Below are 25,499 nucleotides of genomic sequence, written 5' to 3'. Positions count from 1 at the left end.
CCCCCCCCCCCCCCCCCCCCCCCCCCCCCCCCCCCCCCCCCCCCCCCCCCCCCCCCCCCCCCCCCCCCCCCCCCCCCCCCCCCCCCCCCCCCGGTTCCCGTGCCCGGCCCGCCCGAACCAGCCGGACCACTCGGACCGCCTGGCCCGCCCGCCTGACCGTAACGACCGATCGGAGAAGACCCCCGCATGGCCCGGAAGACGAAGGCCGCCCCCGCCGCCGAACCGCCCCGGCGCCGCCGCCCCCGCTGGTTGACGGCGCTGGTCGCGTTCGCGGTGTGCGCCGCCGTCGCGGGCGGCGTCGCCGCGTACGAGACGGTCTCCGACCAGGCCGCGGAGCGGCCGGTCAGCAGTGACGAGGCCGCCCGGCTGGCGCTGTCCCGGCTGAACCTCTACCAGGCCAGCCCCGTGAACGTGGTGCTCACCGCGGACGAGGGCGGGGGAGTGCGGATCCAGGTCGAGGGGGTGGTCGACTACCGTACCCACCGGGGCGCCGGCCGCTACCGGTCCACCGGAGCGAGCGGTCCACTCGACCACGGGCTGGTGGTCTGGGACACCGGCGGCCTCGGCCTCGCCCCCGAACCCGCGGACGACCAGAGCCCGCCGTGGCAGCAGGCCGAACACGTCCCCCGTTCCGGCTGGTCGCCGCGCTCGTACACCGCCGACCCGCTGGACGCCGGCCTCCAACTGCTCACCCAGCTCGGCGCCGACCGCCCCGACAACCCGGTGCTGCTCGCCCAGTCCGGCGCCCGCTGGCTCGGCCAGGACCGGATCGACGGCCGCAGCTACGACCGCTTCTCCGGCCCGCGCGCCCAGGGCGCCGCGCCGGACGGCAACCGCTCGCCGCTCACCTACTGGGTGGACGGCGACGGCTCGCTGCGCCGGGTCACCATGCGGATGGCGGGCCTGGGCACCCCGGCCACCGTGGAGTTCTCCGGCCGCAACGCCGACGCCAAGCTCCCCGAGGCGCCCTGGCTGACCGGCTGACGATACGTCAATTCGCTCAGCGTGTACGGGAGATGGCGAGTCCGGCTGCTCGCCCCGAGAAGATGCACCCGCCGAGGAAGGTGCCCTCCAGGGCGTTGTACCCGTGCACGCCCCCGCCGCCGAACCCGGCCACCTCTCCGGCGGCGTACAGCCCGGGGACGGGAGCCCCGTCGGCTCCGATCACCCGGGAGTCCAGGTCGGTCTGCAGGCCGCCGAGGGTCTTGCGGGACAGGATGTTGAGCCGTACGCCGATCAGCGGGCCGTGCGCCGGGTCGAGGATCCGGTGCGGCCGGGCGACCCGGGCGATCCGGTCGGTCAGCGACCGACGGGCGTTGTGGATCGCCATCACCTGCACGTCCTTGCTGAACTCGTTGTCCAACTCCCGGTCCCTGGCGATGATCTGACGTTCAATCATGGCTGCGTCGAGCTTCGGGCCGCGGGCGATCCCGTTCATGGCCGCGACCAGCTCGGGCAGGGTCCGGGCGACCACGAAGTCCTCGCCGTGCCGCTTGAACCGCTCCACCGGGCCGGGGGCGCCCTTCGCCAGCCGGCTGCGCAGCGCGAACTTGAGGTCGCGGCCGGTCAGATCGGGGTTCTGCTCCGAGCCGGAGAGCGCGAACTCCTTCTCGATGATCGACTGGGTCAGGACGAACCAGGAGTAGTCGTGGCCGGTGGCCAGGATCTGCTTCATCGCGCCGATCGAGTCGGCCCCCGGCACGCCGGACATCCCGGTCAGTCGGCGCCCCTCGGCGTCGAACCACATCGAGGACGGGCCGGGCAGGATCCGGATGGCGTGGTCCGGCCAGACCGGGTCCCAGTTGTGCACGCCCTCGGTGTAGGCCCACATCCGGTCCCGGTTGACCACCCGGCCGCCCGCCCGCTCGGTGATGGCCAGCATCCGGCCGTCGACGTGGGCGGGCACACCGGAGATCAGGTGCTCGGGCGCCGGACCGACCCGCTCGGTCGGCCAGTTGGCGCGCATCAGCGCGTGGTTGTGCCCGATGCCGCCGGAGGTCACCACGACCGCGGCCGCCCGCTCCTCGAACGGGCCGGTCACCTCGCGCGAGGACTTGACCCCGCGCGCCGAGTCGTCCGGCGCCAGCACCGAGCCCCGGACGCCGACCACCGCGCCGCCCGCGCCGTCCTCCGTCAGCAGCTCGTCCACCTGGTGCCGGAAGGCGAACCGCACCAGCCCGGCGCGCTCCGCCCGCAGCACCGGGCGCAGGAAGGCCTCCACCACGCCGGGCCCGGTGCCCCAGGTGATGTGGAAGCGCGGCACCGAGTTGCCGTGGCCGGTGGCCGAACCGGCGCCCCGTTCCGCCCACCCCACCAGCGGCACCACCCGGTGGCCCAGCTCACGCAGGTAGCCGCGCTTGCCGCCCGCCGCCCACGCCAGGTACGCCTCGGCCCAGCGCCGGCCCCAGAGGTCCTCGTCGTCCGGCCGGTCGAAGCCGGCCGAACCGAGCCAGTCCTGCCGGGCCAGCTCCAAGGAGTCCTTGATCCCGGCCCTCCGCTGCTCCGGACTGTCGACGAAGAAGAGGCCGCCGAGCGACCAGAACGCCTGGCCGCCGAGGTTCCGCCGGTTCTCCTGCTCGACGACCAGCACCCGCCGGCCGGCCTTGGCCAGCTCGTGCGTCGCCACCAGACCGGCCAGTCCGGCCCCGACCACGATCACCTCAGGCTGGAACGGCATTCAGCTCTCCCTCGGGGGAATCCGCCGTCGCCCGGGCGCGACGGCCGTACCGTCCCCATGGTCACGGGCGGGCCGCAGGGGCGGGCACTAGGCTTGTCAGGTGGTGATGAAGAAGACTGTGCCATCGGAGTACGGCACACCGGTAGGGGGCGCGTCGGCGGGCGGCGGGGCCGCTGACCGCGCTGGCGCCGACCGGCCCGCCGCGGACCGTTCGGCCGCTGACCGCGCTGCCGCTGACCGATCCGCCGCCGTGGCGCGGATCCTGGCGGACGAGCCCGGCCTGGTCGAGGCCGCCATGGCCGCCGTCACCCGGGAGATCCCCGCCTACGCGAACCTCGACGCCCGCCAGCTCGAAGAGGTCCGCTCCCTGATCGTCTGGACCCTCCGCCGGGTGCTCGAACTGTGGTCCGTGGACGGCGCCCTGGACGCCGACGACCTCCGGATGTTCCGCGGCGTCGGCGCCGTCCGGGCCCGTGACGCCCGCCCGCTGGCGGCCGTGCTGCGCGCCTACCGGGTGGCCGCGCTGGCCTTCTTCGACCGGATCGGCGAACGCTTCCCCGACGCCGTCCCCTCGCGCGACCTCAGCGCACTGGCCCGGGTCTGGCTGACGGTGCTCGACCAGTCCTCGGAGGCGGTCTTCGACGGCTACGAGTCCGCCGGCCGCGTCCTCGGCGAGGACCGCGAACGCGCGCTGCGCGGCCTCCTCGCGGACCTGCTGCTCGGCCGGCAGAGCCACGCCGGCACCCTGCGCGCGCGGCTGCGCGAACTCGACGCCGAACTGCCCACCACCTTCGACCTGTTGGTGGTCTCCCCGGCCACGGGAGCCGGCGGAGCCGCCGGAGCCGCCGACGCCGCGCGGGCGGCCGAGCTGGTGGCCACGGCCCTCGACGCCCGGGCCGCGGGCCGGTCCGGCGAGCTCGAACTCACCTCGCTGCACACCGTCATGGACGGCGTCGGGGTCGCCCTGCTCAAGGCGGCCGACCCGGCGGCACTGGACCGCCTGACCGCCGCGCACGCCCTCACCGGCGCCCGGCTCACCGGCGTCACCGCCGCCACCGCCCCGCGCGACTACCGCCTGGCCCTCCACGGCCTCCGGCACGCCCCACCCCTGGTACGGACCGAGCGCCGGGTGCTCGACCGCGGCGACCTGGAGGTGGTGGCCCTGGTGACCGGACACCCGGACGCCGCCCCCGCCCGGGTCACCGAGGCCGTGCTCGGCCACCTCGCCCAGGACGACGACACCCGGCGGACCCTCGACGCGGTGATCTACGCCGACGGCGCCGCGGGCGCGGCCGCCCGCCTCCACCTCCACCCGCAGACCGTCCGCTACCGCCTCCGCCGCCTCGCCACCACCACCGGCCGCGACCCACGCACCCCGTGGAACCGCTTCGTCTTCCAGACCGCCCTCCTCGCGGCCACCCCCTGACACCCCCCGCGTAGGGCCGCCACCACGACCACCGGGAACCCAGCCACGAACCTCGGTGTCAGTGACGGTTCGTAGGTTGCCCGCGTGAACATCGATGATCTTCTCTGGCAAGCGCGAACCCACGGTGGTGTCCACCCGTGGAGGGGCTCACCGGTGCGTACGCCGAGGGGCATCCGGAGAGCATCCTCCGACTGCGGTTCTGGCTCCTGGGCGAGGCGGGCCGCTGTGCGGAGGGTCTCGCGGAGGCCACCGCGCTCAACGAGCAGCAGCCCGGGGAGTGGGACACCGTGGTGGCGCGGCTGCTGGAGCGGGACGGCCGCCCGGAGGAGGCCCTCGCGCTGCTCCGGGCGTCCACCCACCATCGGGTCGACTTCGACCTGACCGAGATGCTGATCAGACTGGGCCGCCCGGAGGAGGCCCTCGGCGCCGTCCCCACGATCACGGAGGCGCGCGCGGCCGCCGAGCGGCGGGAGCGTGAACTGGCCGAGCAGGGGGAGCACGACGGGCCCAGGGAGCAACGGCGGAACGTGGGAGCGGAGTTGCGGCGGGAGGCGGCAGAATGGCGCCATGCGGATTCTGATCGTCACGGCCGGTTCACGAGGAGACGTCGCCCCCTACACCGGGCTGGGGCGGCGGCTGTCGGACGCGGGCCACCAGGTCGCCGTGGCCGCCCACGCGTCCTTCGCCGGGCTGCTCGCCGACTGCGGTCTCGAACACCGGCCGGTGCCGGGAGACCCGCAGGGGTTGGTCCGGGAGGTCTCCCGGGCGACGTCGCGCGCGGAGACCCAGGCGGCGCTGCGGGCCTACACGGACGGGCTGGCCGACGGGGTGGCGGAGGCGGCGGCGGGCGGGGCCGACCTGGTGCTCACCGCCTTCGGCCCGGCACCGCTGAGCCGGGTGGCCGGCCAGGCGCTCGGCGTCCCCGTGGTCGGCACCTACCTCGCCCCGTCGTTCGCCACCCGGGAGTTCGCGCTGCCCAACGCCCGGAACGCGGACGACCCGGGGCCGGAGGGCAACCTCGCGGCGGGCCGGGACGTGCTGAGGCGCGCGGAAGGGATCTTCGTGGACGCCGTGACCAGGCTGCGCGCCCGGCTCGGGCTGCCCGCCGACCCGCCCGCGGCAGCGGCCGGCATCCGGCCGGCCTTCCACGGCTACAGCCCGCTGGTGCTGCCGCGCCCCGCCGACTGGCCGTCCTGGGCCCGGGTGGCGGGCTACTGGTGGCCCGCGCGGCCGGACGGCTGGCAGCCCCCGGCCGACCTGGTCGACTTCCTCCGGGCCGGCCCGCCCCCGGTGTTCATCGGGTTCGGCAGCATGGCGGTCGGGGAGGGGGAGCGGCTCAGCGGGCTGGTCGCCTCGGCGGTCGAGCGGGCGGGCGTACGGGCGGTGGTGCAGGCGGGCTGGGCCGAGCTGGATGCCCGCAGCGGCGATGTCCTGACCATCGGCGACGTCCCGCACGACTGGCTGTTCCCCCGCACCGCCGCCGTCGTCCACCACGCCGGAGCCGGCACCACGGCGGCCGGCCTACGGGCCGGGGTGCCCGCCGTCGCCGTTCCCGTGATGGCCGACCAGCCGTTCTGGGCGGCCCGACTGCACGACCTGGGGGTCGCCCCCCGGCCCGTACCGTTCCAGTCGCTCACCGCCGAAGCCCTCGGCGACGCCATCACCGCCTGCCTGACCGACCCGACCCACCAGCACCGCGCCACCACCCTCGCCCGCGGACTCGCCACGGAGGACGGCACCGCCCCCCTGCTCGCCCACCTCGGCTCCCTGCTCGGCGACCCGAGCGCGAAGCCCCGGTAGCGGCGCCCGTCCGACAAAGGCGCACCGAACGGGAAGCACGGCGTCCGGTTCAATTGCCTTGCCGTCCCGACCCCGACCGGCGATTCTGGGCCGGTGCCAGGACAGGCGAAGCGGAAGCGGCGGAAAGAGGCCGAGAGGCAGCGGCTTGCCGCTCGCACCGCGCCGGACGCCGGGCGGTGGGAAGTGATCTTCGAAACGCAGGACGAGGCGGAGCTGCGCGCCCAGCTGCGCCCGCTCCGGGAGGCGGCAATCGACCCCTCGACGATCCGGATCGACATGCTGTGCGGCCGTCTGGTGCAGCCGACCACCTACCGGCTGAGCCGGTTCGTGACCGACCCCGGGTGCGAGGCCGGCCACGACAGCACCGGTGCGAGTGGTTCGTGGGTGGTGTCACAACGGGGCGGCACGGCCGCGCGGGCGTGACATGCTCGTGGAATGAAGACCTACGACGAAGGGACAGCACGGGTATCGCGTGGCGGCCCCTCATCAGAAGGCGGCCCGGCGGTGGCCGTGGTCCGGGAGGTGCTGGCCGGCCTGCCCGGTTCGGTGGTCTTCCTCCAGCCGGAGTTCGGCCCCGGGGGAGAGGTGGTGGACTTCTGGTTCACGGCTGCCTCGCCCGAGGCGGTCGACATCGGCGGGCGCCGGGGAGCGGAGCTGACGGGGAGGAGCGTGCTGCGGACCTACCCGGGCGTGGCCGGTACCGACCTGTGGCAGGGCTACCTGCGGGTACTGACGTCCGGGCTCCCCTACGAGGGGGAGCTGAGGTACGAGGAGGGCGCTCCCGGCATCCCGCGCCTGTCGCGGTATCGCGTCCGGGCGGCCCCCTGCCAGGGAGGTCTGATCGTCACCTGGAACCGCCTGGACACGACCGAGCGCGAGCAGCGCCGGCTGGCGCTCATGCAACGCCTGGGCCGGATGGGCTGGGTGGACCGGGACCTGGTCCGCGGCGAGATCAACTGGTCGGACGAGGTGTACTCGATCTTCGGCCGGGACCGGTCGCTGGGGCCGGTGACGCTGGAGGAGCTGTCCGCCCGGGCCGACAGCGAGGACCGTCCGGCCCTGGAGGACGCGGTCCGGCGCCTGCTGAGAGCCGGCGAGCCCCTCGACCGGACGTTCCGCATCCACCTCCCCCAGGGTGAGGTCCGTCATGTGCGGGTCGTCTCGGAGGCGGAGACGGACGCCCTGGGTCAGACGGTCCAGGTCCACGGCTTCTTCCAGGACCTCACCGCCACCAAGCACGCCGAACAGCAGTTGCTGGAGCACCAGCAGAACGCGATCGCCCAACAGAGCCTGCTGGCCGCGGAACGCGACCTGGCCGCCCGCCTCCAGGAGACCCTGCTGCCGGTGCCCGAGAAGGTGCTCCAGCTGGCCGGTCTGACCGTCGATGTCGCCTATCGGCCGCTGCAGGAAGGTCTCAACCTCGGCGGCGACTGGTACAGCGCCATCGAACTGCCGGACGGCAACGCGCTGCTCGTCGTCGGCGACGTCGCCGGCCACGGACTGGACGCGGTCGCCACCATGGCGCTGCTGCGCTTCACCGCCAAGGGCATGGCCATCACCGACACACCCCTGCCCGGCATCCTCTCCCGCCTGAACACCCTGCTCCTGCACGCCGCGGACCCCAGCGACCGCACGGCCACCATGATCATGGCCGTCTACCAGCCCGCCCTCTCCCGACTGACCTGGGTCCGGGCCGGACACCCGCCGCCCCTGCTGCTGCGCCGGGGCGAGGCCCATTTCCTGCCGACGCCCCGGGGCATCCTGCTGGGCGCGACCACCGATCCCCACTACGAATCGGCCTCGCTCCAGCTACTGCCCGGCGACCACCTCCTGCTGTACACCGACGGCCTGATCGAGAAGCCCGGCGAGCCCCTGGACGAAGGCATGGCCCGACTGGCCCGCACCGCGGCCGCCACCGCCCAGGCCGACGGCCGCCGCTTCCTCGACGACCTCGTGCGAACGCTCGTCACCCCCCAGAGCCGCCGCGACGACATCTGCGTTCTTCACGTCAGTTGCTGACTCACCCATCGGACGTCCGGCCCTGGGCGGCGTCGGTAGACGCGCCGTGAGAGGCTCCTGGCATGGAACAGCGCGTACTCGGCCGGACCGGCCGTCCCGTTTCGGTGGTCGGACTCGGCACCTGGCAGCTCGGTGCGGACTGGGGTGACGTCCGGGAGGAGGACGCCCTGGCCGTGCTGGAGGCGTCCGTGGAGTCGGGGGTCACGCTCTTCGACACCGCCGACGTCTACGGCGACGGTCGCAGCGAGCGGCTGATCGGCCGGTTCCGGAAGGAGCGTCCGGACGCGGAGGTGTTCGTCGCCACCAAGTTCGGCCGCCGGGTCGAGCAGCGGCCGGAGCACTACCACCTCGCCAACTTCCGTGCCTGGGCCGACCGTTCGCGGGAGAACCTGGGCGTGGAGCGGCTGGACCTGGTGCAGCTGCACTGCCCGCCGACGCCGGTCTACTCCTCGGACGAGGTGTTCGACGCCCTGGACACCCTGGTGGCGGAGGAGCGGATCGCCGCCTACGGGGTGAGCGTGGAGACCTGCGCGGAGGCGCTGACCGCGATCGCGCGCCCGGGCGTCGCCAGCGTGCAGATCATCCTGAACGCCTTCCGGCTCAAGCCGCTGGAGCGGGTGCTGCCCGCCGCCGAGGCGGCCGGGGTGGGGATCCTGGCGCGGGTGCCGCTCGCCTCGGGGCTGCTCTCGGGCCGCTACAGCGAGCGGACCGTGTTCGGCCCGGACGACCACCGCACCTACAACCGCCACGGCGAGGCCTTCGACCAGGGCGAGACCTTCTCCGGCGTGGACTTCGCCACGGGCGTCGAGGCGGCCCGGGAGTTCGCCGCGCTCGCCCCCGAGGGCGCCACGGCGGCGCAGACGGCGCTGCGGTGGATCATCCAGCAGCCCGGGGTCACGACGGTGATCCCCGGGGCCCGCAATGTGGCCCAGGCCCGCGCCAACGCCGGGGCCGCCGCCTTGGCCCCGCTGCCCGAGGCCACCCTCGACGCCGTCCGGGAGCTGTACGACCGCCGCATCCGGCCGCAGGTGCACGACCGCTGGTAGGCACCTCCCGGCGGTCGGCGCCCGACCCGCGACAGGGCATCCCGGCCGGGAATTGTCACCGGTCTGCTACGCGCGTCGCAGTGCGGAACCCCGGTGGGGTGGTTGACGTCCTCGACCTCGGAGAACACGCAGGTGGAGCCGGGGGAGGGGACGTCGATGGATTTCAAGGCGCGGATGGGGAACGTGGGCAGCCGGTCGCGGGCGGCCGTCGCGGTGGCGGTCGTCGTCGCGGCGGCGACGGCGTGGGCGGTTCCGACGGTCACCGCGACGGTCCCCGGCCATGACCGGAACGTCGCCCAGGGCCAGGACGGGTCCGGCGAGGGGCAGGGCGGACAGGGAGGTCAGGGCGGCCAGGACGGCGCCCAGGGCAGCGGCGGCGGTGCGCAGCAGGGGCGGATACCCGAGGGCATAGCCCACGCCTCGGAGGCCGGGGGCAACGCCGTCAACATCACCATCGACGACGGCCCCGACCCGGTCTGGACCCCGAAGGTCCTCGACGTGCTCAAGCGGTACGGGGTGAAGGCGACCTTCTGCATGATCGGACCGCAGGCCAAGGCCCACCCGGACCTGGTCAAGCAGGTGGTGGCGGCCGGCCACCGGCTCTGCGACCACACCGTGGACCACGACACCTCGATGGACAAGAAGCCCGTCGCCTACCAGGAGCGCGAGATCCTGGACGCGAAGAAGATGATCGAGCAGGCCGCGGGCGGCGCCGAGGTCATGTACTACCGGGCTCCCGGTGGCTCGTTCACCCCCGACAGCCGGCGGATCGCCGCCGCGAACGGGATGCGCCCGCTCGGCTGGAACGTCGACTCGAAGGACTTCGAGAAGCCCGGGACGGCGGCCATCGTCGAGACGGTCAAGAAGGAGCTCGGCAACGGCCCGACCGTCCTGTTCCACGACGGCGGCGGCGACCGGCAGCAGACCGTCGAGGCCCTCGGCCAGGTGCTCACCTGGTTGAAGAGCCAGGGCCGCGCCACCGGCTTCCCGGTCCGGACCGCGCCGTGACCGTCGCCGTCCGGACCGGCCGCGCTAGCTGATCCCGGAGGCCCGGGCCCGGAGTTCGCGCTTGAGGAGCTTGCCGCTCTGGTTGCGGGGCAGTTCGGTGACGAAGCGGACCTGCTTCGGCACCTTGAACGGGGCGAGCCGGCTCCTGACGTGGGCGACCAGCTCGGCCTCGGTGGGGGCGGCCGTGCCGGGCCGGAGCACGACGAAGGCGGTCACCGCCTCGATCCACTTCTCGTCCGGGACGCCGATCACCGCGACCTCCGCCACGGCGGGGTGGCTGTAGACGGCCTCCTCGACCTCCCGGGAGGCGACCAGCACCCCGCCGGTGTTGATGACGTCCTTGATCCGGTCGACCACGGTCAGGTAACCGGCCTCGTCGGCGACCGCCAGGTCCCCGGAGTGGAACCAGCCGTCCTTGAAGGCCTCGGCGGTCTGCTCGGGCGAGTCCCAGTAGCCGAGGCACAACTGCGGTGAGCGGTAGACGACTTCGCCGGGCGTGCCGGGCGGCGCGTCGGTGCCGTTCCGGTCCACCACGCGGGTCTCCACGAACAGCACCGGGCGGCCGCAGGAGGCCGGGCGGTCCAGGTGCTCCTCGGGCCGCAGCACCGTGGACAGCGGGCCGATCTCGGACTGGCCGAAGCAGTTGTAGAAGCCCACCTGCGGGTAGCGGGCGCGCAGCCGGTCGAGCACCGCCACCGGCATGATCGAGGCGCCGTACTGGGCCTTGCGCAGGGAGGACAGGTCGTGCCGGTCGAGGTCCGGGTGGTTGGCCAGCGGGACCCACACGGTCGGCGCCAGGAACAGCGAGCCGATCCGCTCGCCCTCGATCCGCCGGAGCAGCTCGGGGATGTCGGGCGACTCCAGCAGCAGGACGGAGGCGCCGACGGCGAGGTACGGGAGCAGGAAGACGTGCAGGGCGGCCGAGTGGTAGAGCGGCATGCAGATCAGCGGCCGGTCGTCCTCGCGCAGGTCCAGGGCGTGGATGGCGGACAGGTAGGCGTGCACCAGGGCGCGGTGGGGCATCATCGCGCCCTTGGGGCGGGAGGTGGTGCCGGAGGTGTAGAGCAGCTGGGCGAGCTCGGTGTCGGCCGGACCGGTGCCGAGCTCGGGCACGGGGCCTGCCGACGCGGCCTCCAGCAGGCCGGTTCCGGGAGATCCGGTTCCCGCAGCTCCGGTTCCCGCAGCTCCGGTTCCCGTAGGTTCGGTTCCCGGTGTCGCGGCCTCCGGCGGCCCGGCCGGGTCCTCCCGCAGCGGCAGCACGTGCTCGACGGCCAGGCCGTCCCGGACCCGCTCGACCTCCGGCGCGAGCGCCGGGTCGGTGAGCACCGCGCGGGTGCCGGACTGGCCGAGCAGGTAGCGCAGTTCCTCGCCGGTGAGGGCGTGGTTGACCGGGACGTGCACCAACCCGGCCCGGACGCAGGCGAGGAAGGCGATCGCGTAGGCGTCGGAGTTGCGCCCGTACGCGGCGACCCGGTCGCCGGGCCGCAGCCCGAGCCCGAGCAGGTGCCCGGCGGCGCGGCTGACCGCCTCGTCGAGCTGCCGGTAGGTCCAGCTGCGGTCGGCGAAGGTGAGCGCGACGCGGTCGGGGGCCCGGCGGGCGCTCCGGCGCAGCAGCCCGTCGACGGTGCCGGCTCGGGGGTCCTCGCTCATGGTCACGGTCTCGCTTTCGTACGGCCGGCGGGCGGGCGGGGCGGTTGGGCGGCTGGGCCCGGTCCCGGACGGTCCGGAGCGGGCAGCAGCAGCCTGCCCGGTCCGGACCGTCCGCACCAGGGTCCGCGTCCCTGCTGGTGCGCCCGACCGTGGTGGGGGCGGACGTGTGCATCGGCCCCGGCCGGGTAGGCGCCCGGGCGACCACCGATTCCGGGGCCCGGCACCCTGCCGGGCCGAAGGGTGCTGCGAAGACGGTCACCGTTCGTGTACGACGGCCCGACCTCGGAGGAGAATCGACGCCACCGGGCGGGGAGTCCGACGAGGAGGCCGGCCATGAAGAGCCTTGAACGCCGCTACGCGGTGGCCCTGCCCGGGTCGATCGGCGGGCACGCCCCGCGATCCGTCGTCGTGGTCCACCTGACGGAGGAGATCGGCCCCGGCGGCGGACCGGTCTGGACGAACCGCGACGGCGACCTCCGGGTGGAGATCACCGGCGAGGTCGCCACCGTCCTGTCCGCCCCGGAGGGGACGGTGCGGCACCCCTGCCTGCACGCGGTGGCGCTGCCCGACCGGTCCTAGCGCGGACACTGCGCCCCCGGCCGCCGGTCAGCCGCCGGTCAGCTGTTGGCGCCCCGAGCGGCCACCGTCCAGCGGTCGACGACCTCGCCGGCCCGGACCACCTCCAGGGTGTCGGCCAGGTTCACCGGCGTGCAGACGTGGACCGGGACGACGGCGACCCGGGAGCCCAGGCGGGGAGTGGGCCCGCCCTCGGGCAGCACGACGGTGGCGTGGTGCTCGGACAGGGAGGCCACCACCGCGTCCGGGTGGTCCGGGAGGTAGCCGTGACCGCGGACCCAGGGCGATGCGTCGGAGCCCAGCACCTTGCTGCCCGCGTCGAGCACGAAACGGCCGGGGCCCGGGGTGCTCACCACGGTCGCGAGCGCGTAGAGCCCGAGGTCGTCCGCGGTGCAGCTGCCGATGGCCAGCTGGGTCGCGTCGTTGAAGACGTACACCCCCGGACGCAGTTCGTTCACCGCACCCGACCGCCACTGCCCGGCCGTCGGCGTCGACCCGCCGCTCACCACCGGCACCGTGAGCCCCACGGCCCGCAGGGCCTCCGCGGCCTCGCCGAGCGCCCGCTCCTCGTCGCGGGCCGCGTGCTCGCGGGCGCGGGGGTCGTGGCCGTAGCCGTGGCCGGGGAAGGTGAAGACGCCCGCCACCTCCAGCCCGGCGTCGACGGCGGCGAGGCCGATCTCGGTCGCGGCGGCCGGAACGACCCCGGTCCGGTGGTGACCGGAGTCGATCTCGATCATCACCTGGGCCGGGGCCGCCGCGCCCCGCAGCGCCCGCCCCAGCCGCCGGACCCCCTCCACGGAGTCCGCCCCCACCCGCAGGGCGACCGAGTCGGCGAGGGCGCGCAGCCGACGGGCCTTGGCGTCGTCGACCCACAGGGGGTAGGCGATGAAGAGGTCGGTCACACCGTTCCGGGCGAAGACCTCCGCCTCGCCGACGGTGGCCACGCTCAGGCCCACCGCACCGGCGTCGAGCTGGCGCCGCGCGATCTCCGGGCACTTGTGGGTCTTGGCGTGGGGGCGCACCGCGAAGCCGCCGTCCAGGGCCGCCGCGCTCATCCGGGCGATGTTGCGCTCCATGACATCGGCGTCGACGACCAGCGCGGGGGTCGCCGGCTCCTCGGGGAGATGTGTGCTCATGCCTCATGATCACGCCTCCGGGCGGGCTCCGGTTCCCCCCGGGCCCCCGGTTCCCGCCGGGCCCCCGGTGCGCTGCCGCACCGGGGGCCGTGCGGACGGTCAGGACGCCGTCGTACCCGGCCCGCCCGCCTCGGCGGCGCGAGGGGCGGCCGGCGGGATCGGCCCCAGGTAGGTGCCGCCGGAGGCGTCGACGGTCTGGCCGGTCACCCAGCGGCCGCGCGGGCCCGCGAGGAAGCCGACCACGTCCGCGACGTCCTCGGGCGTGCCGATCCGGCCCAGCGCGGTGATCGACGCCAGCCCGGCCATCGCCTCGGGGGCGCTGGTCCACGCCGAGGTCATGTCGGTGAGGATCACGCCCGGGCTGACGGTGTTGACGGTGATCCCGCGCCGGCCGAGGTCGTTGGCGAGCGGTGCGGCGAGCGCCTCCAGGGCCGTCTTGCTGACGGTGTAGCCGATCTGGAGGGGCGAGGCGATCCGGGCGGCCGCCGAGGACACGTTGACGATCCGGCCGCCGTCCCGCAGCAGCGGCAGGGTCCGCTGGATCACGAAGAGCGGCGCGCGGACGTTGACCGCCATCACCCGGTCGAACTCCTCCTCGGTGATCTCGCCGATCGAACCGGCCAGGTGCACGCCCGCGTTGTTGACCAGGATGTCCAGGCCGTCCTCACCGTGCTCCGCCAACCCGGCGGTGAGGCCCTGGAACAGCCGCTCCGGCCCGTCGCTCCGGTCGAACCGGGCCGGCACCGCGAACGCCCGGCCGCCCGCCCCCTCGATCAGCTTGACGGTCTCCGCGGCGGCCTCCTCGTTGCCGCCGTAGTGGACCGCGACCAGCGCCCCGTCGTCGGCGAGCCGCCGGGCGACCGCCCGCCCGATCCCCCGGGACCCACCCGTCACCAGCGCCGTCCTGCCGTCCAGCTCGCCCATGCCCGCTGTCCCTCCCACGTCCTCCCGGCCGCATCCGGGGCCGGCCCGGTCGCCCCACCCCGGTGCCGGACGACCCCTCATACCTGCCCGCCACCGCGGGCCTGATGCACGGACTCGGTCACCGGCCCGCGCGTGCTCCGCCGCCGCCCGGCGCGCGCGTCGGCGACCGGGACTCAACGCCCGCTCACACCTGCCTTCGGCTGCTCGCGTCAGTACGCGGCGGTACCGATGTGCAGCGATCCGTCCGCCAGGCCCACGCTGTAGACGGCGAAGTCGCGATCGGTGAGGTCCTCGTCGCGCAGGGTGCTGTCGTCGATCCGTGTCGAGCTTCCGGCCCATGACGTCGCGCCAGGGGCGAGCGTCCGGTCCCAGATGCCGTTGCCGGCGACGACCGCCTCCAGATGCGTGGTGCCGTCCGACAGGGTGCTCGCGGCGATGCGCGTGATGAACGGGTTCCTGTCGACAACCGTGGGCACCGACGACCAGCTTCCCGCCGCCCACGTCAGGTCGGACACCCCGGCACCCGGCGTCAGGAGCTGCACATGCAGACTGCCGTCCTGCCGGGCCACCCCATTCACGTCGGTGATGCACGGGCTGCTGGTGTCACTCGGGGTGCAGCCCGCCGCGATCAGCGTCGAGTTCGACCAGCTACCCGACGAGGCGCGGGTGCGGTCCGCCACCCCGGTGCCGGGGACGACGGTCTGGACGTGCATCGTGCCGTCGGGCAACGCGGCGGCGCTGATCCGCGAGATCTGGCCGTCGGGGTCGATCCGGGTGGACGCCGACCATGTGCCGTCGGTGTTACGGGTGCGGTCCCAGACTCCGTACCCGGGGACCAGCGTCTGCACGTGCACCGTCCCGTCGGGCAGCGCCGCCGAGCTGATCGCGGTGATCGACGGGTTGGCGTCGATCCTTGTCGAGTCCGACCATGTGCCGTCGGTGTTACGGGTGCGGTCCCAGACTCCGTACCCGGGGACCAGCGTCTGCACGTGCACCGTCCCGTTGGGCAGCGCGGCGGCGCTGATCTGCGAGATCTGGCTGTTCGTGTCGATCATCGCCGGTGTCCGCAAGGCGCCGGACACGGCACCGTCGGACACCGTGCCCTGCGGCGCGTCGCCGATGGCGTTGTAGGTCGGGTGCCACACGCGCGCACGGTAGAACTGGGCGTCGGTCACCTTGTGCGAGGTGTGGTCGTAGGAGCCGTCCGTTTTCCGGGTGTAGAAGTCGATGGTGTCGGTGCACCACGTGTTGGTGCGGCAGCCGCCCACCGGCGTCTTGGACTCGTCCGGCTGAGTCATCACGAGCTGACCTGACGGCTGCGCGCTGATGGCCTTGACCGAGGGAGTCGCGATGAGCGGGGTGAAGCTGCTGTTCCGCTTGTCGTATGACCAGGTGTTGTTGCCCGTGCTCAGCAGAAGCACGTTCGGGTCGGTGGGATCCGCGCTCAGGTCGTGGGGAGCGCCTTCCTTCAGGGCGATCTCCTTGCCCAGGGTCAGGTGCGGCTGTGCGGCGCTCCCGGTGATGGCGAAGGAGTCCAGAACAGCCTTGCCGGCGGGGCTGTAACCGATTGCCCAGAGCCGGTCGAAGGTCGGATCCCAGAGCACGCCGTGCGCCTCGTTCAGCGGGTACTCCGCGTAGGTGGCGTTGCTCGGCCCCTGCGAGGACGCGTAGACCCTGAGGAACCCGCCGCTCTCCGGCGCCGTACCGATCACGTTGGTGGACGCCACCGCTATGTTGCCGTTCGGCAGCAGCTCGGCACTGTGCAGGTTGTCCTTGGTCCCGCTCAGGTCGGCCGACCACACCTTCTTCCCCTCGGGGTAGGTGACGATCGCCGCCAACCCATTGCTGGCTGTGACGACCATCCGCTGGCCGGCCGAGGTGTTCCGCAGCTTGAAGTCGGTCACGTGTCCGAACGCCGATATCTCGGGCGGGTTGAAGCCCTCGTCCTTCGTCGGCTGCCACTTCCACCTGACCGTCCAGGCCGAATCGTAGGCGATCAGCGAGTTGCTGCCCTGATCACCCGCGACTATCCAGTAGTCGCTGCTCGCCGCTTGCGCCGGCTCGGCGGTCCGGCCCGCCAGGATCAGCGTCGACGCCGTGAGCGCTGCCACGACCAAGATCGGCCGGATAAATCGGGCTTTTCTCATCAAACCCCCCAAGTATCTTCATGTGAACGCCACTTGAACATGCGGGCCGTGATCATAGCGTCGGCGATCTTCCGTACCCGCCCTGTGATGCCGGGGGCGTTGCGACCAGGTGCGAGAGGGCGTTGAGGCCGTTTCTGGTAGCTGCCTCGTCAGTGGGCAGGCCGTGGCCCTGCTGCCGGGTGGGTGGAGCCGGTCCGGTCGGACCGGGGAGTGCCCGCCCGTTCCACGAGGTGATCCAGGACCGCGAGGGTGAGGTCCGCGAGGTCGTCTCGCGTGATCGTGGTGACGTCGAGTTGGAACTGGGTCGCCAGGCGCCGCTGCCTGTCGTGGAAGAAGACCGGATGCCGCCGGGGTGCGCTCGCGCCGCTGACCAGCCCGGCGCGCCAGTCGGCCAGGAGCTCGGGATCGGCCGGGCCGCGCAGTCCGTCGTGCTTGGCGGCCCGGAGTACTGCGGCCAGCTCGTGGCGGCCCCGTCGGCGAAGGCCCTCCTGGACGGCGGACAGCGACATCGCCGGTTGCAGCTCCACGGCCAGGTCGTGTGCTTCGAGCACGGCCTCCACCTCCGTCCGGTCACCCATGAGGACGTCGATGCTCGGCCGGAACAGCCAGGGCTGCGCCGGTGCGCCACGGCCGGGGCAGCGGAGGTCCACGGCGATCCAGGCGTGGTCGGAGCCGGAGGGGTGGTGTCGCCAGGCCATCAGCATCGGGTTTCCGGCACTGGTGTTCATGGCGCTCGCCTCGGCTGCGCCCGGATGCGCGCGGCGCAGCGCGTCGTCGAGGTCGCGGGCCGTGCGACGGCTCACCAGGTCCGGCACGTACCAGCCGGAGGAGCTCCCGAGCGCACCGTCGGCCTCGGTGTCCCAGCGGCGCAGCACGTCGGTGATCCCGCGCGCGAGCCACGCGGCGTGCGGATCGGCGGCCGAGTGCCAGGCCTGGAAGACCGTGACGAGGCGCAGCGATCGCCACGGCGCGGTGGGCCGGGTGTCGTCGAAGGTGCAGTAGAACAACGCCGGTACGGGATCGAGGGTTTCGGCCCAGGCCCGGTAGCGGTTCAACTGGTCGCCGTGCTCGTCGGAGGCCCCCTTCATCTCCAGTACGGCCACGGGACGGTCGTCCGACCGCCGGTGGACCACGAGATCCAGGCGGCCGGCGGCCTGCTTGACCTCGCGTCGACACCGGTACGCGCCGGGGGCGAGGCCGAGCAGGTCGATCAGTGGCTGGGGATCGCGCTCGAACAGGAAGGACAGCAGGTCGCTCAGGCTGTTCTCGTTGGCGACGAGTCGTCCGAGGGCAGGGCTGGGTTCCGACATCCGAGGATCATCCTCCACCGGCGGTCGCTACGGCACCCGAACCGGCGAAGTCGGCCGCCGCCGCCGAGGACCGGACCGGCGGCCGGAGCGTTGCGGGGCTGTTGCCGGGGGAGTGACGGCGGTCATGGTGGGGTGGGGTGGTTCGTGATCGGATGGTCGGATGGGTGAGTTCCGGATGGGCGGGGTGGTGCCGGTGAGGCGTGGGGTCGGTGCGGTGGCGGCGGTGGTGCTGCTCGCGGGGTGCGGGAGCCAGGTGGCCGGGGCGGGCGGGGGGCGTTCTGCCGCCGGCTCCGGCAGTGCGGGGCCGTGCGGGGTGGCGTCGGCTTCGCCGGGCCCGGTGGCGAAGGACGGGGTGCGGATCACGGCGGCGAGTGCGGTGTGCGCGGAGTACGAGGTGACCAACCCGGGCGGCGAAGCGGCCGATGTGACGGTGGTGTTCGGCCGCTCGGGGGCGACCGGGGGTGTGCTGGGCAACGAGACGAGGACGGTCAGGGATCTCGCACCGGGGGCGACCGAGAAGGGGCGGGTGGAACTGGACGGGAAGACCTCGGGGGTGACGGTCGTCAAGGTGCGGAGCGTGCCGAGCGCCGAGGCCTCGCGCCCGGACGGGCCGTGCCCGGCGTCCGGGGTGCGGGTGAGTGCGGACGACGGCGATGCGGCGATGGGGCTGCGGGTGGTGGGGCTGCACCTGCGCAACTGCGGGACGGCCACGGTGAACGTCGACGGGTACCCGGAGCTCCAGCTCCTCGACGTGGAGCACAGGCCGGTCGACGGGGTGCAACTCCTGCACGGGGGCGCGCAGATCGCGAGCGTCACCGGGGCGGACGACCCGCCGCGGCCCCTCGCGTTGCAGCCGGGCGAGGGGGCGCGGTCCACGCTGGCCTGGCGCAACACCGCCGAGGCGGGCGCGGGTGACCCGGTGAACGCCCCGTACCTGCGGGTCCGGGCGCTGCCGGGCGCCGCGCCCGTGATGGTGGTGCCGGAGCTGGACCTGGGCACCACCGGGAGGTTGGGCGTCGGCGCCTGGGTGCGGGAGGACGGGCAGCCGTCGGCGACCAGGCCGCCGGTGCGGTGATCGGGCCCGCGCGCTGATCAGGCCCGCGCGCTGATCAGGCCCGCGCGCTGATCAGGCCCGCGCGCTGATCAGGCCAGATCGATGATCAGGCCAGGTCGATGATCACCTTGCCGGGATGGTCCTCCCGTTCGGCGGCGATGTCGGTCATCCGGTGCGGGAAGTCGTCCAGGCCGATCCGCAGCGAGGTCAGCCTCTCCAACGGGAAGGCGAGCGGGTGTTCGGCGCGCAGCCGGAAGCCCTCCTCGTAGTCCTCGCGGTGGCAGCCGTAGGCGCCGGCCAGGTGCAGCCGCTTGCCGTGGTGCTCGACCGGCTCGATGAGTTCCGCGCGGCGGATGGTGTCGATGTCGGCCCGGCCCGGCGGGTAGCTGTCGCCCCGGCGGGTGCCGCCGTAGACGAACAGGACGGCGCCGTCGGCGGCCAAGTCGCTCGCGGTGTCGAGGAGTTCGGTGGTCACGACGGTGGTGGCCACGATCACCACCTGGTACCGGTCCTGGTGCTGGGGTGCCTTCGCGTCGGTCAGCGGGTGGAGCTCCTCGGCGGCGAGCAGGCCCTGCTGCCGGGCGAAGACGCGCCGGGCCTCGCCGCGGTTGAAGACGGCGGGCGCGGCGCCCAGGTGGCGGGCGTACAGGGCGAAGGTGACCCCGGCGCAGCCGGCGCCGAGGACGGCGACCCGCATGCCCCGGAGGTCGGTGCGGGCGGTGAGTTCGAGCAGTTTGCGGAGCGCGTGCACGATGCAGGCGAAGGGCTCGGGCATCCACACGGCGTCCCGGATGCCGGTCTCGGGGACGCGCACCACGGCCTGGTCCAGCTGCGCCTCGGTGCCGTGGACGAAGACGTACTCGGCGAAGCCGGTGGTGCGGGTGGGGGTGATGTTGGGGTTGAGGGTGACGAGTTCGCCCTCCCGGAAGCCGGTCCGGGCGCCGGCGAAGGCGACGGTGCCGACGAGTTCGTGGCCGAAGAGCGGGCCGCGGTCCTCGGGGACGTCGCGCGAGCCGACCACCTCCTTGGCGTCGGCGCGGCAGATGCCCAGGTGGTCGGGCTTGATGAGGACGGTGTCGGCGCGGAGCGCGTCGTGCGGGAAGGGGCGGGTGCCGAGGCTCACCACGCCGTCCCGCAGGGTGGTGGTGGCGTACTCGGCCGGGAGGTTGGGCACGGGGGCTCCTCAGGGGCGGGGGGCGGACGGCTGGAGGGTGCGGGCGAGGTCGCGGGCGCGTTCGAGGTCGAGGGCGAGACGGACGGGGTCGCCGTCGCGGTGGTCGTTCTCCAGGACCAGCGCCCCGGGCCGGAGTCCGTGCGCGGCGAGGGCGGCGAGGGTTTCCCGGACGGGGCCGTCCCCGTCGCCGAGGAGGTCCCGTGCCACCACGCCGCCGGTGCCGTCCTTGAGGTGGACCTGGGGCGCGAGCCAGGGGTGGACGGCTTCGATCAGGGCCACCGCGTCGACCCCGGCGACCCGCGGGTTGTAGGTGTCCAGCAGCAGCCGGAAGCCGTCCGCCGCGACCTGGTCGACCAGGCGGCGGGCGCGCTCCGGGTCGAGGTCGTTCTCGTTGGCGAGCAGCAGTCCGCGGGCCCGGGCCTCCGCCGCCGCCCAGGCCAGGACGGTGGCCGTCCGGTCCAGCTCCGCGCGGTCGGTGACGGCGCTGCGGCGGAAGCTGGGCACGAAGGCCAGCGGGGCGCCGAGCGCGTGGGCGGCGTCCAGCACCCGGATCAGGACGCGCCGGGCGCGCAGCGCGTCCCGACCGCCCGGCGGGGCGTGCAGGCCGATGTCGTTGAGGGTGTTGCCCGCGACGGCGAGCGGCCGGATCCGGAGCCGGGCGCAGTGCTCCAGGATCCGGTCGACGGTGCCCGGCGCGTCGAGCCACGGGCCGCGGCCGGGGCCGCCGAGGTCGAGCTGGAGGCCGTCGGCGCCGGCCCGGTGGGTGAGCCGGACCGCGTCGAGGTGGTCCCCGGGCAGCCGCCAAGCGGCCAGCCCAAGGAGCGGGGCGGCGGTCACGAGCCGGCCCCGGGCGCAGCTCCGGCTCCGGCCCTGGTTCCTGCCCCGGCTCCGGCTCCGGCCCTGGCTGTGACCGCGGCCGGGACGGGCTGGCTCTGCGAGACCGGCAGCCCCTCGCCGACCGGGCGCCAGCCGCCCTCGGGGTCCACCACCAGGTGGGCGCCGTGCAGCCCGGCGCCGGCCGTCGCCGCGAGTTCGCGGGCCAGCGGGGCGAAGCTCGCCGGGCGCATGTAGGCGGTGTAGTCGAAGCCGTCGGGGCGTCGGCGCCGGATCCCGGGGGTGTCGACCATGCCGGCGGGCAGCGCCTGGACGATCCGCAGCGCCTCGGTGCCCGGCAGTTCGGTGGTCTCCTCCTGGGCGACGGAGTCGAGCAGGGCAGCGGCGGCCGCCTTGGTGGCGGCGTAGCCGGAGCGGCCCGGTCCGGCGTTGTAGACGACCTCGGAGGAGATGCCGAGGAACACTCCGGGGCGGTCGGGTCGGCGCAGCACCGGGACGGCCCAGGACAGGGTCAGCCAGAGGCCGTGCAGGTTGACGTCGAGCTGGCGGCGCCACTCGGCCTCGGTGCACTCGCGGAAGAGGGCCCGCCGGTCGCCGTAGTGGACGGCCGAGTAGCAGACGGCGTGCAGCGGTTCGGTGGTGGCGAGGGACAGGTTCTCGGCGACCCGGTCGGCGTCGGTCAGGTCGGTGGCCGCCCAGCGCAGCCGCTCGGCCCCGGGGCCGGTCGGACGGGAGCGGCTGAGCACGGTGACGTCCAGCCCGGCCTCGGCCCAGGCGTCCGCGACGCCGCGGCCGATGCCGGTGGACCCGCCGACCACCAGGGCTCGGCGGCGGGGGCGGTCGGGTGCGGTCACTGGGCCTCCAAGGGTGTGGGCGGCGCCGGGGCGAAGCGCACCGCGAGTTTGACGAGCCGGCTCCCGGCGACGCTGCGCCCGCCGCCGACCGAGAGCCCGGTCATGATCCGGGCGGCTTCCGGCGGCCCGACGACGTGCGTCACCAGGTCGCGGTAGGCCTCGGGGTGGTGGCACAGCTCGGCGGCGGCCTCGGCGAGGTGGTCGTTGCCCACGCCGCGGTGGCCGGTCAGTCGGACGGGCCGGCCGTCGGCGGTGCGGGCGGTGGTGAAGGCGTACGGGACGGGGTGCCCGGCGCAGTTGGCGGCCCGGACGGCGGCGAGGTCGACGCCGGGCAGCTCGGCGGCGGTGGCGCCGGGCGGGAGGCCGCCGAAGAGGTCGACGGTCAGGTCGCCGGTCGGATCACCGGCCAGCTCACCCGTCAGGTCGCCGGTCGGGCGGTCGGAGCGCCCGGGGGTGCCGAGCCGCAGGGCGCCGGCGAGCGCGGCCAGGGTTCCGTCGCGCGGGGTCGCGAGCAGGGCCGCGACCGGCCCGGGGCCCACCGGGGGCGTCGCGTCGAGCGTCAACTCCACTCCGGGTACGGCCCGTTGGGCGCTCCACGCCAGTCCGTCCGGGGTGTGGTGGACGAGCAGGACGCGGACGTCGGTGCCGAGCCGGCGGCGGGCGGCCCGGACGGCGAGCTGCCCGATCGTTCCGTCGCCGTACACCACCAGGGTCCGGGGGCGGCCGGTGGCCAGCACGGCGAGGGCGTACCGGACGGCGGCCAAGGGCTCGATCAGGGCGCCGAGCACCGGGTCGGGCTCCTGCGCCAGCGGTACCACCAGGCCGTCCCGGACGGCCGTCGCGGGTATCAGGGTGCGTTCCTGGAGCAGGCCGTCGACGTTGTGCCCGAGCAGGAAGGACGGGTCCGTCCGGTGGGTCGGGTTGACCACCACCGGGGTGCCCGGGCGGCGCAGGGCGGCGGGGACGCCCCGGCCGGCGGCGACCACCCGGGCGATGCCCTCGTGGCCGATCACCGGCGCCGGGTCGTCGCGCAGCCCGCGCAGCATCTGGATGTCGGTCCCGCACAGCCCGGCGACCTGGGTGGCGACCAGGAGTTCGCCCGGGGCGGGCGCCTGGGTGGGGCGCAGCCGCAGCCGTACGCCGCCGGGCTCGCGGACCAGCGCCCGGTGGCTGGGGAGGCGCTCGGCCGGCGTCATGTCGACGCTCCGGCGGCGGCCGCGATCCCGGCTCCGGCCGCGATCCCGGCTCCGGCGAGGCTGTCGGCCTCGCCGGGAGCGGTGACGGTGATCCGCCGGTGCAGCCAGTCGGGGGTGCGGTCGCTGGTCAGGTAGAGGCCCTCGCGGGTGAGGTGGCCCAGCAGGGCGCGCCGGTAGTGGTGGCCGAGGCCGTGGACGACGCCGCCGGTCAGCACCACCTCGTCCAGCTCGGGGTCGAGGCAGAGCGCGGTGCGCAGGACGGCGGCGACGGGTGCGGTCGCGGCGTCGAGCAGGTCGGCGGCGAGCGTGTCCTGCCTGCCCCGCGCCTCCTCCCGCAGGTCCTGCGGGTCCTGCTCGTCCAGGGCCCGGCGCAGCGCCGTCTCGAAGGCGGTGCCGTCGGCGGTGAGCCGGCCGAGCCGGGAGGCCGCCCAGCGGGCGGGCTCCCGGCGGGCGAGGGTGTCGGCCAGCCGTGCGATGCCGGGGCCGGAGGCGTAGGCGGCGAGATGGCCGGGGCGGCCGCAGTCGCAGGTCAACTCGACGGTGCGGCCGAGGAGTTCGGCGTGGACCGGCAGGTGGCCGATCTCGCCCTGCAGTCCGCTGTCGTCGACCGGGATCCGGCGCTGCCGCTGGTCGAGCACCCGGCAGGCGATGCCCGAACTGATGGTGGCCAGCAGGACCTTGCGGTGGTTGCTGCGCCCGGCGGCCGCGGCGGCGTGCAGCAGGGCGGCGGTGACGTCGTTGACGATGTGCCACCGGACGTCCGGGCGCCGGGCGGTCAGCGCGGCCCGCAGGTCGTACGGCTCGCTGTGCGCGCCCCACAGCGGGGCGGAGGCGTAGACGAGGCCGGAGCGGTGGTCGAGCGCCGCGCCGAAGGAGATGCCGGCGACGGGGGCCGGGGTGTGCGGCACGCCCGCGCACAGCTGGCGGACCATCATGTCCTGGAGCTCGGCGACGGTGGCCGAGGGGAAGCGCTTGAAGTTGGGGGAGGGGTGGGTGGTGCGGGCCCCCAGCCCGCCGCGGCGCTGCCAGACGGCCCGGCGGATGTGGGTGCCGCCGACGTCGAAGACGGTGATGTCCGCGGCCGGGAGGCCGTCCGGCGGAGCGCCCCGGCCGCTGACCGGCGAGGCGTCCCGGTCGCTGCCCGGTAAGGAGTCCGGCATGGCGTCCGGCATGGCGTCCGGCGCGGCGTCCGGCACGGTGTCCGCGCTCATACCGGCGCGCCGACGAGCTCGGCCCGCGCACCCGTCGTCCAGGCGCCGATGAACTCCAGGGCCCGGCCGAGCTCCGCCGGGGTGAGGTCGTTGGCGAAGACGACGGAGCCGATGCCCCGGGTGAGCGGGACGCGCTGGAGGCCGTCCCGGTGCTTGACCGCGTCGGCGAGCGCCTCCTCCAGCAGCTCCTGGGTGAAGATCGGGTGGGCGACGGGGAGTCGGAAGCCCTGGAGGAGTCTCAGCGCCCGGTCGGTGTCGCGCTCGGAGAGGTGGCCGCGGAGGTGGGCGAGGGCGAGGCAAATCGCCATGTCGACGGCGACGGCCTCGCCGTGCAGCAGCGGCGGGTCGGCGCGCAGCTCCAGGGAGGGGCTGAAGGTGTGGCCGTAGTCGACGGAACGTTCCAAAACCTGTTCCCAGAGGTTGGGTTCCAGTTCGTCGAGCATGCCGGAGATGGCCCGGGACAGCACCTCGCTGACCGCCGAGCCGCAGCCGCCCAGGGTCTCGGGGGTGATGTCGCCGACGGTCGCCTCCAGCAGGTCGAACAGGACGGCGTCCTTGACCAGCGCCATCTTGATCACCTCGGCGATGCCGTTGGCGACGTGCCGGGGGTCGATGGTGCGCAGGAAGTGCGGGTCGATCAGGGCGAGTTCGGGAGCGAAGTAGGCGCCCAGGCGGTTCTTGTGGTGGCCGTGGTTGATTCCGGTCTTCACGCCGATGCCGGCGTCGATCTGGCCGACCAGCGTGGTGGGGACGCGGATGTAGGGCACGCCGCGGCGGTACATGCTCGCCGCGAAGCCGACGATGTCGAGGACGACGCCGCCGCCGACGGCGACGACCTTCTCGGCGCGGCGCAGGATGCCCATCCGCGACATGGCCTCGGTGACGAGGACGGCCTGCTCCAGGGACTTGGCGTCCTCGTCGCCCTGGACGACCTGCCAGGTCGCGTCGATCCGCCAGCGGTCGAAGTACGCGGCGAAGCGCTCGTGGTAGAGCGCGTCGACGGCGGAGTCGATCGCGAGCAGGCAGCGGAAGGGGCGGCCGTGCCCGCCGCCGACGGCGCGGGCGAGGGTGGGGTCGTCGAGGTCCAGCAGTCCGCGCACCATGCTGACGCTGTAGTCGACGGGTTGTTCGGCCCGGACGTTCCAGTGCAGGCCGGGCGGCTTGGGGAGATCGGCGACCGGGTTCAGGCCGGTCGGACGGGGGTGCGCGGTCGGACGGGGGTGTGCGGTCGGGCCGGGGAGTGCGGTACCAGACATGACGAAACCTCCGTGAGCGTCCTCGAGCGGGGGAGTGGGCGGTGGGAACGAGTCGACCGTCCGCCGGTTGTCGGCCTCGAACGCTAGTGCTCGATCCGTATACACGGCAACGTGATAGCGGTCACATTAGATGCATTCGAATGCATATATTTCTGCGCCGTTACTTCGCATGGAGTCCTGTTGCCGGGATGTGAACCGGCA

At 74.3% G+C, this 25,499-nt stretch carries 21 protein-coding genes; 9 read left to right on the top strand and 12 right to left on the bottom strand.

Annotation, left to right across the window (positions count from 1 at the left end; translation table 11 throughout):
• The first annotated feature begins 186 nt into the window (after positions 1-186).
• Entirely contained in the window at positions 187-984 is a 798-nt protein-coding gene (locus ACZ4W5_RS21980) for a hypothetical protein (RefSeq protein WP_465656331.1), read from the top strand.
• Positions 985-1,000: 16 nt separating this feature from the next.
• Here the strand turns inward: ACZ4W5_RS21980 and ACZ4W5_RS21975 are convergent, their stop codons facing one another.
• Positions 1,001-2,677 carry an FAD-binding dehydrogenase gene (locus tag ACZ4W5_RS21975; protein ID WP_465656330.1) on the bottom strand — a complete coding sequence of 559 codons (1,677 nt, stop codon included), beginning with the start codon at positions 2,675-2,677 and terminating at the stop codon, positions 1,001-1,003.
• A gap of 250 nt (positions 2,678-2,927) precedes the next feature.
• Here ACZ4W5_RS21975 and ACZ4W5_RS21970 point away from each other — a divergent pair, with 250 nt between their 5' ends.
• The 6 genes from ACZ4W5_RS21970 (at position 2,928) to ACZ4W5_RS21945 (ending at position 9,976) form a co-directional block, all read left to right on the top strand.
• Complete coding sequence (locus tag ACZ4W5_RS21970; RefSeq protein ID WP_465656329.1) at positions 2,928-4,103, top strand: RsbRD N-terminal domain-containing protein; 1,176 nt, start codon at positions 2,928-2,930, stop codon at positions 4,101-4,103.
• A 567-nt stretch (positions 4,104-4,670) separates the two neighbouring features.
• On the top strand, positions 4,671-5,903 hold the full coding sequence (locus ACZ4W5_RS21965; RefSeq protein ID WP_465656327.1) for a glycosyltransferase: 1,233 nt from the start codon (positions 4,671-4,673) through the stop codon (positions 5,901-5,903).
• 183 nt (positions 5,904-6,086) lie between these two features.
• On the top strand, positions 6,087-6,326 hold the full coding sequence (locus ACZ4W5_RS21960; RefSeq protein ID WP_465656326.1) for a hypothetical protein: 240 nt from the start codon (positions 6,087-6,089) through the stop codon (positions 6,324-6,326).
• An 81-nt stretch (positions 6,327-6,407) separates the two neighbouring features.
• Positions 6,408-7,922 carry a PP2C family protein-serine/threonine phosphatase gene (locus ACZ4W5_RS21955; RefSeq protein WP_465656325.1) on the top strand — a complete coding sequence of 505 codons (1,515 nt, stop codon included), beginning with the start codon at positions 6,408-6,410 and terminating at the stop codon, positions 7,920-7,922.
• Positions 7,923-7,984: 62 nt separating this feature from the next.
• Positions 7,985-8,968, top strand: coding sequence for an aldo/keto reductase (locus ACZ4W5_RS21950; RefSeq protein ID WP_465656323.1), 984 nt, complete (start codon positions 7,985-7,987; stop codon positions 8,966-8,968).
• A 156-nt stretch (positions 8,969-9,124) separates the two neighbouring features.
• Positions 9,125-9,976, top strand: a complete 852-nt coding sequence (locus ACZ4W5_RS21945; protein ID WP_465656321.1) for a polysaccharide deacetylase family protein — start codon at positions 9,125-9,127, stop codon at positions 9,974-9,976.
• Between the two features lie 24 nt (positions 9,977-10,000).
• Here ACZ4W5_RS21945 and ACZ4W5_RS21940 read toward each other — a convergent pair whose 3' ends face one another.
• A complete protein-coding gene (locus ACZ4W5_RS21940; protein ID WP_465656319.1) occupies positions 10,001-11,626 on the bottom strand; it encodes an acyl-CoA synthetase in 1,626 nt (541 codons plus the stop codon).
• 333 nt (positions 11,627-11,959) lie between these two features.
• Between ACZ4W5_RS21940 and ACZ4W5_RS21935 the strand changes: the two genes are divergently transcribed.
• A complete protein-coding gene (locus tag ACZ4W5_RS21935; protein WP_360235642.1) occupies positions 11,960-12,205 on the top strand; it encodes a DUF6296 family protein in 246 nt (81 codons plus the stop codon).
• A gap of 38 nt (positions 12,206-12,243) precedes the next feature.
• Here the strand turns inward: ACZ4W5_RS21935 and ACZ4W5_RS21930 are convergent, their stop codons facing one another.
• The 4 genes from ACZ4W5_RS21930 to ACZ4W5_RS21915 all read right to left on the bottom strand — a co-directional run bounded on the left by ACZ4W5_RS21930 (position 12,244) and on the right by ACZ4W5_RS21915 (position 17,719).
• The gene (locus tag ACZ4W5_RS21930; RefSeq protein ID WP_465656316.1) at positions 12,244-13,338 is read right to left on the bottom strand and encodes an alanine racemase; all 1,095 of its coding nucleotides are present in this window, start codon (positions 13,336-13,338) and stop codon (positions 12,244-12,246) included.
• Positions 13,339-13,437: 99 nt separating this feature from the next.
• Positions 13,438-14,262, bottom strand: coding sequence for an SDR family NAD(P)-dependent oxidoreductase (locus ACZ4W5_RS21925; RefSeq protein ID WP_360235648.1), 825 nt, complete (start codon positions 14,260-14,262; stop codon positions 13,438-13,440).
• A 209-nt stretch (positions 14,263-14,471) separates the two neighbouring features.
• Positions 14,472-16,373 carry a DUF6528 family protein gene (locus tag ACZ4W5_RS21920; protein WP_465656314.1) on the bottom strand — a complete coding sequence of 634 codons (1,902 nt, stop codon included), beginning with the start codon at positions 16,371-16,373 and terminating at the stop codon, positions 14,472-14,474.
• Between the two features lie 185 nt (positions 16,374-16,558).
• Positions 16,559-17,719, bottom strand: coding sequence for a hypothetical protein (locus tag ACZ4W5_RS21915; protein WP_360235654.1), 1,161 nt, complete (start codon positions 17,717-17,719; stop codon positions 16,559-16,561).
• Positions 17,720-17,879: 160 nt separating this feature from the next.
• On the opposite strand from ACZ4W5_RS21915, the gene ACZ4W5_RS21910 reads away from it, so the two are divergent.
• Positions 17,880-18,794, top strand: coding sequence for a DUF4232 domain-containing protein (locus ACZ4W5_RS21910; protein WP_465656312.1), 915 nt, complete (start codon positions 17,880-17,882; stop codon positions 18,792-18,794).
• A gap of 85 nt (positions 18,795-18,879) precedes the next feature.
• On the opposite strand, the gene ACZ4W5_RS21905 is transcribed toward ACZ4W5_RS21910, so the two are convergent.
• Genes ACZ4W5_RS21905 through ACZ4W5_RS21880 form a run of 6 tightly spaced genes read right to left on the bottom strand, consistent with a single transcriptional unit; the run spans position 18,880 to position 25,298 of the window.
• Positions 18,880-19,947 carry an alcohol dehydrogenase catalytic domain-containing protein gene (locus ACZ4W5_RS21905; RefSeq protein ID WP_465656310.1) on the bottom strand — a complete coding sequence of 356 codons (1,068 nt, stop codon included), beginning with the start codon at positions 19,945-19,947 and terminating at the stop codon, positions 18,880-18,882.
• Positions 19,948-19,956: 9 nt separating this feature from the next.
• Positions 19,957-20,784 carry a sugar phosphate isomerase/epimerase family protein gene (locus ACZ4W5_RS21900; protein ID WP_360235663.1) on the bottom strand — a complete coding sequence of 276 codons (828 nt, stop codon included), beginning with the start codon at positions 20,782-20,784 and terminating at the stop codon, positions 19,957-19,959.
• The gene (locus ACZ4W5_RS21895) at positions 20,781-21,635 is read right to left on the bottom strand and encodes an SDR family NAD(P)-dependent oxidoreductase (RefSeq protein ID WP_465656308.1); all 855 of its coding nucleotides are present in this window, start codon (positions 21,633-21,635) and stop codon (positions 20,781-20,783) included. The genes ACZ4W5_RS21900 and ACZ4W5_RS21895 overlap by 4 nt, the downstream gene beginning before the upstream one ends.
• A complete protein-coding gene (locus tag ACZ4W5_RS21890) occupies positions 21,632-22,831 on the bottom strand; it encodes an alcohol dehydrogenase catalytic domain-containing protein (protein WP_465656307.1) in 1,200 nt (399 codons plus the stop codon). Before ACZ4W5_RS21890 ends, ACZ4W5_RS21895 begins: the two co-directional genes overlap by 4 nt.
• The gene (locus tag ACZ4W5_RS21885; RefSeq protein ID WP_465656305.1) at positions 22,828-24,042 is read right to left on the bottom strand and encodes an ROK family protein; all 1,215 of its coding nucleotides are present in this window, start codon (positions 24,040-24,042) and stop codon (positions 22,828-22,830) included. Before ACZ4W5_RS21885 ends, ACZ4W5_RS21890 begins: the two co-directional genes overlap by 4 nt.
• On the bottom strand, positions 24,039-25,298 hold the full coding sequence (locus tag ACZ4W5_RS21880; protein ID WP_360235675.1) for a sedoheptulose 7-phosphate cyclase: 1,260 nt from the start codon (positions 25,296-25,298) through the stop codon (positions 24,039-24,041). Before ACZ4W5_RS21880 ends, ACZ4W5_RS21885 begins: the two co-directional genes overlap by 4 nt.
• Between the last annotated feature and the right edge of the window lie 201 nt (positions 25,299-25,499).

This window comes from Kitasatospora sp. NPDC029367, from assembly GCF_055569135.1.
Note: the sequence above shows the minus strand (reverse complement) of the source record. Positions and strands in the feature narration are given on the sequence as shown.

Coding starts and splice junctions, on each gene's coding strand:
- ACZ4W5_RS21880 (WP_360235675.1), bottom strand. CDS start 25,298: ATGTCTGGTACCGCACTCCCCGGCCCGACCGCACACCCCCGTCCGACC.
- ACZ4W5_RS21965 (WP_465656327.1), top strand. CDS start 4,671: ATGCGGATTCTGATCGTCACGGCCGGTTCACGAGGAGACGTCGCCCCC.
- ACZ4W5_RS21930 (WP_465656316.1), bottom strand. CDS start 13,338: ATGAGCACACATCTCCCCGAGGAGCCGGCGACCCCCGCGCTGGTCGTC.
- ACZ4W5_RS21910 (WP_465656312.1), top strand. CDS start 17,880: ATGGGTGAGTTCCGGATGGGCGGGGTGGTGCCGGTGAGGCGTGGGGTC.
- ACZ4W5_RS21885 (WP_465656305.1), bottom strand. CDS start 24,042: ATGAGCGCGGACACCGTGCCGGACGCCGCGCCGGACGCCATGCCGGAC.
- ACZ4W5_RS21980 (WP_465656331.1), top strand. CDS start 187: ATGGCCCGGAAGACGAAGGCCGCCCCCGCCGCCGAACCGCCCCGGCGC.
- ACZ4W5_RS21950 (WP_465656323.1), top strand. CDS start 7,985: ATGGAACAGCGCGTACTCGGCCGGACCGGCCGTCCCGTTTCGGTGGTC.
- ACZ4W5_RS21890 (WP_465656307.1), bottom strand. CDS start 22,831: ATGACGCCGGCCGAGCGCCTCCCCAGCCACCGGGCGCTGGTCCGCGAG.
- ACZ4W5_RS21940 (WP_465656319.1), bottom strand. CDS start 11,626: ATGAGCGAGGACCCCCGAGCCGGCACCGTCGACGGGCTGCTGCGCCGG.
- ACZ4W5_RS21945 (WP_465656321.1), top strand. CDS start 9,125: ATGGATTTCAAGGCGCGGATGGGGAACGTGGGCAGCCGGTCGCGGGCG.
- ACZ4W5_RS21975 (WP_465656330.1), bottom strand. CDS start 2,677: ATGCCGTTCCAGCCTGAGGTGATCGTGGTCGGGGCCGGACTGGCCGGT.
- ACZ4W5_RS21935 (WP_360235642.1), top strand. CDS start 11,960: ATGAAGAGCCTTGAACGCCGCTACGCGGTGGCCCTGCCCGGGTCGATC.
- ACZ4W5_RS21915 (WP_360235654.1), bottom strand. CDS start 17,719: ATGTCGGAACCCAGCCCTGCCCTCGGACGACTCGTCGCCAACGAGAAC.
- ACZ4W5_RS21925 (WP_360235648.1), bottom strand. CDS start 14,262: ATGGGCGAGCTGGACGGCAGGACGGCGCTGGTGACGGGTGGGTCCCGG.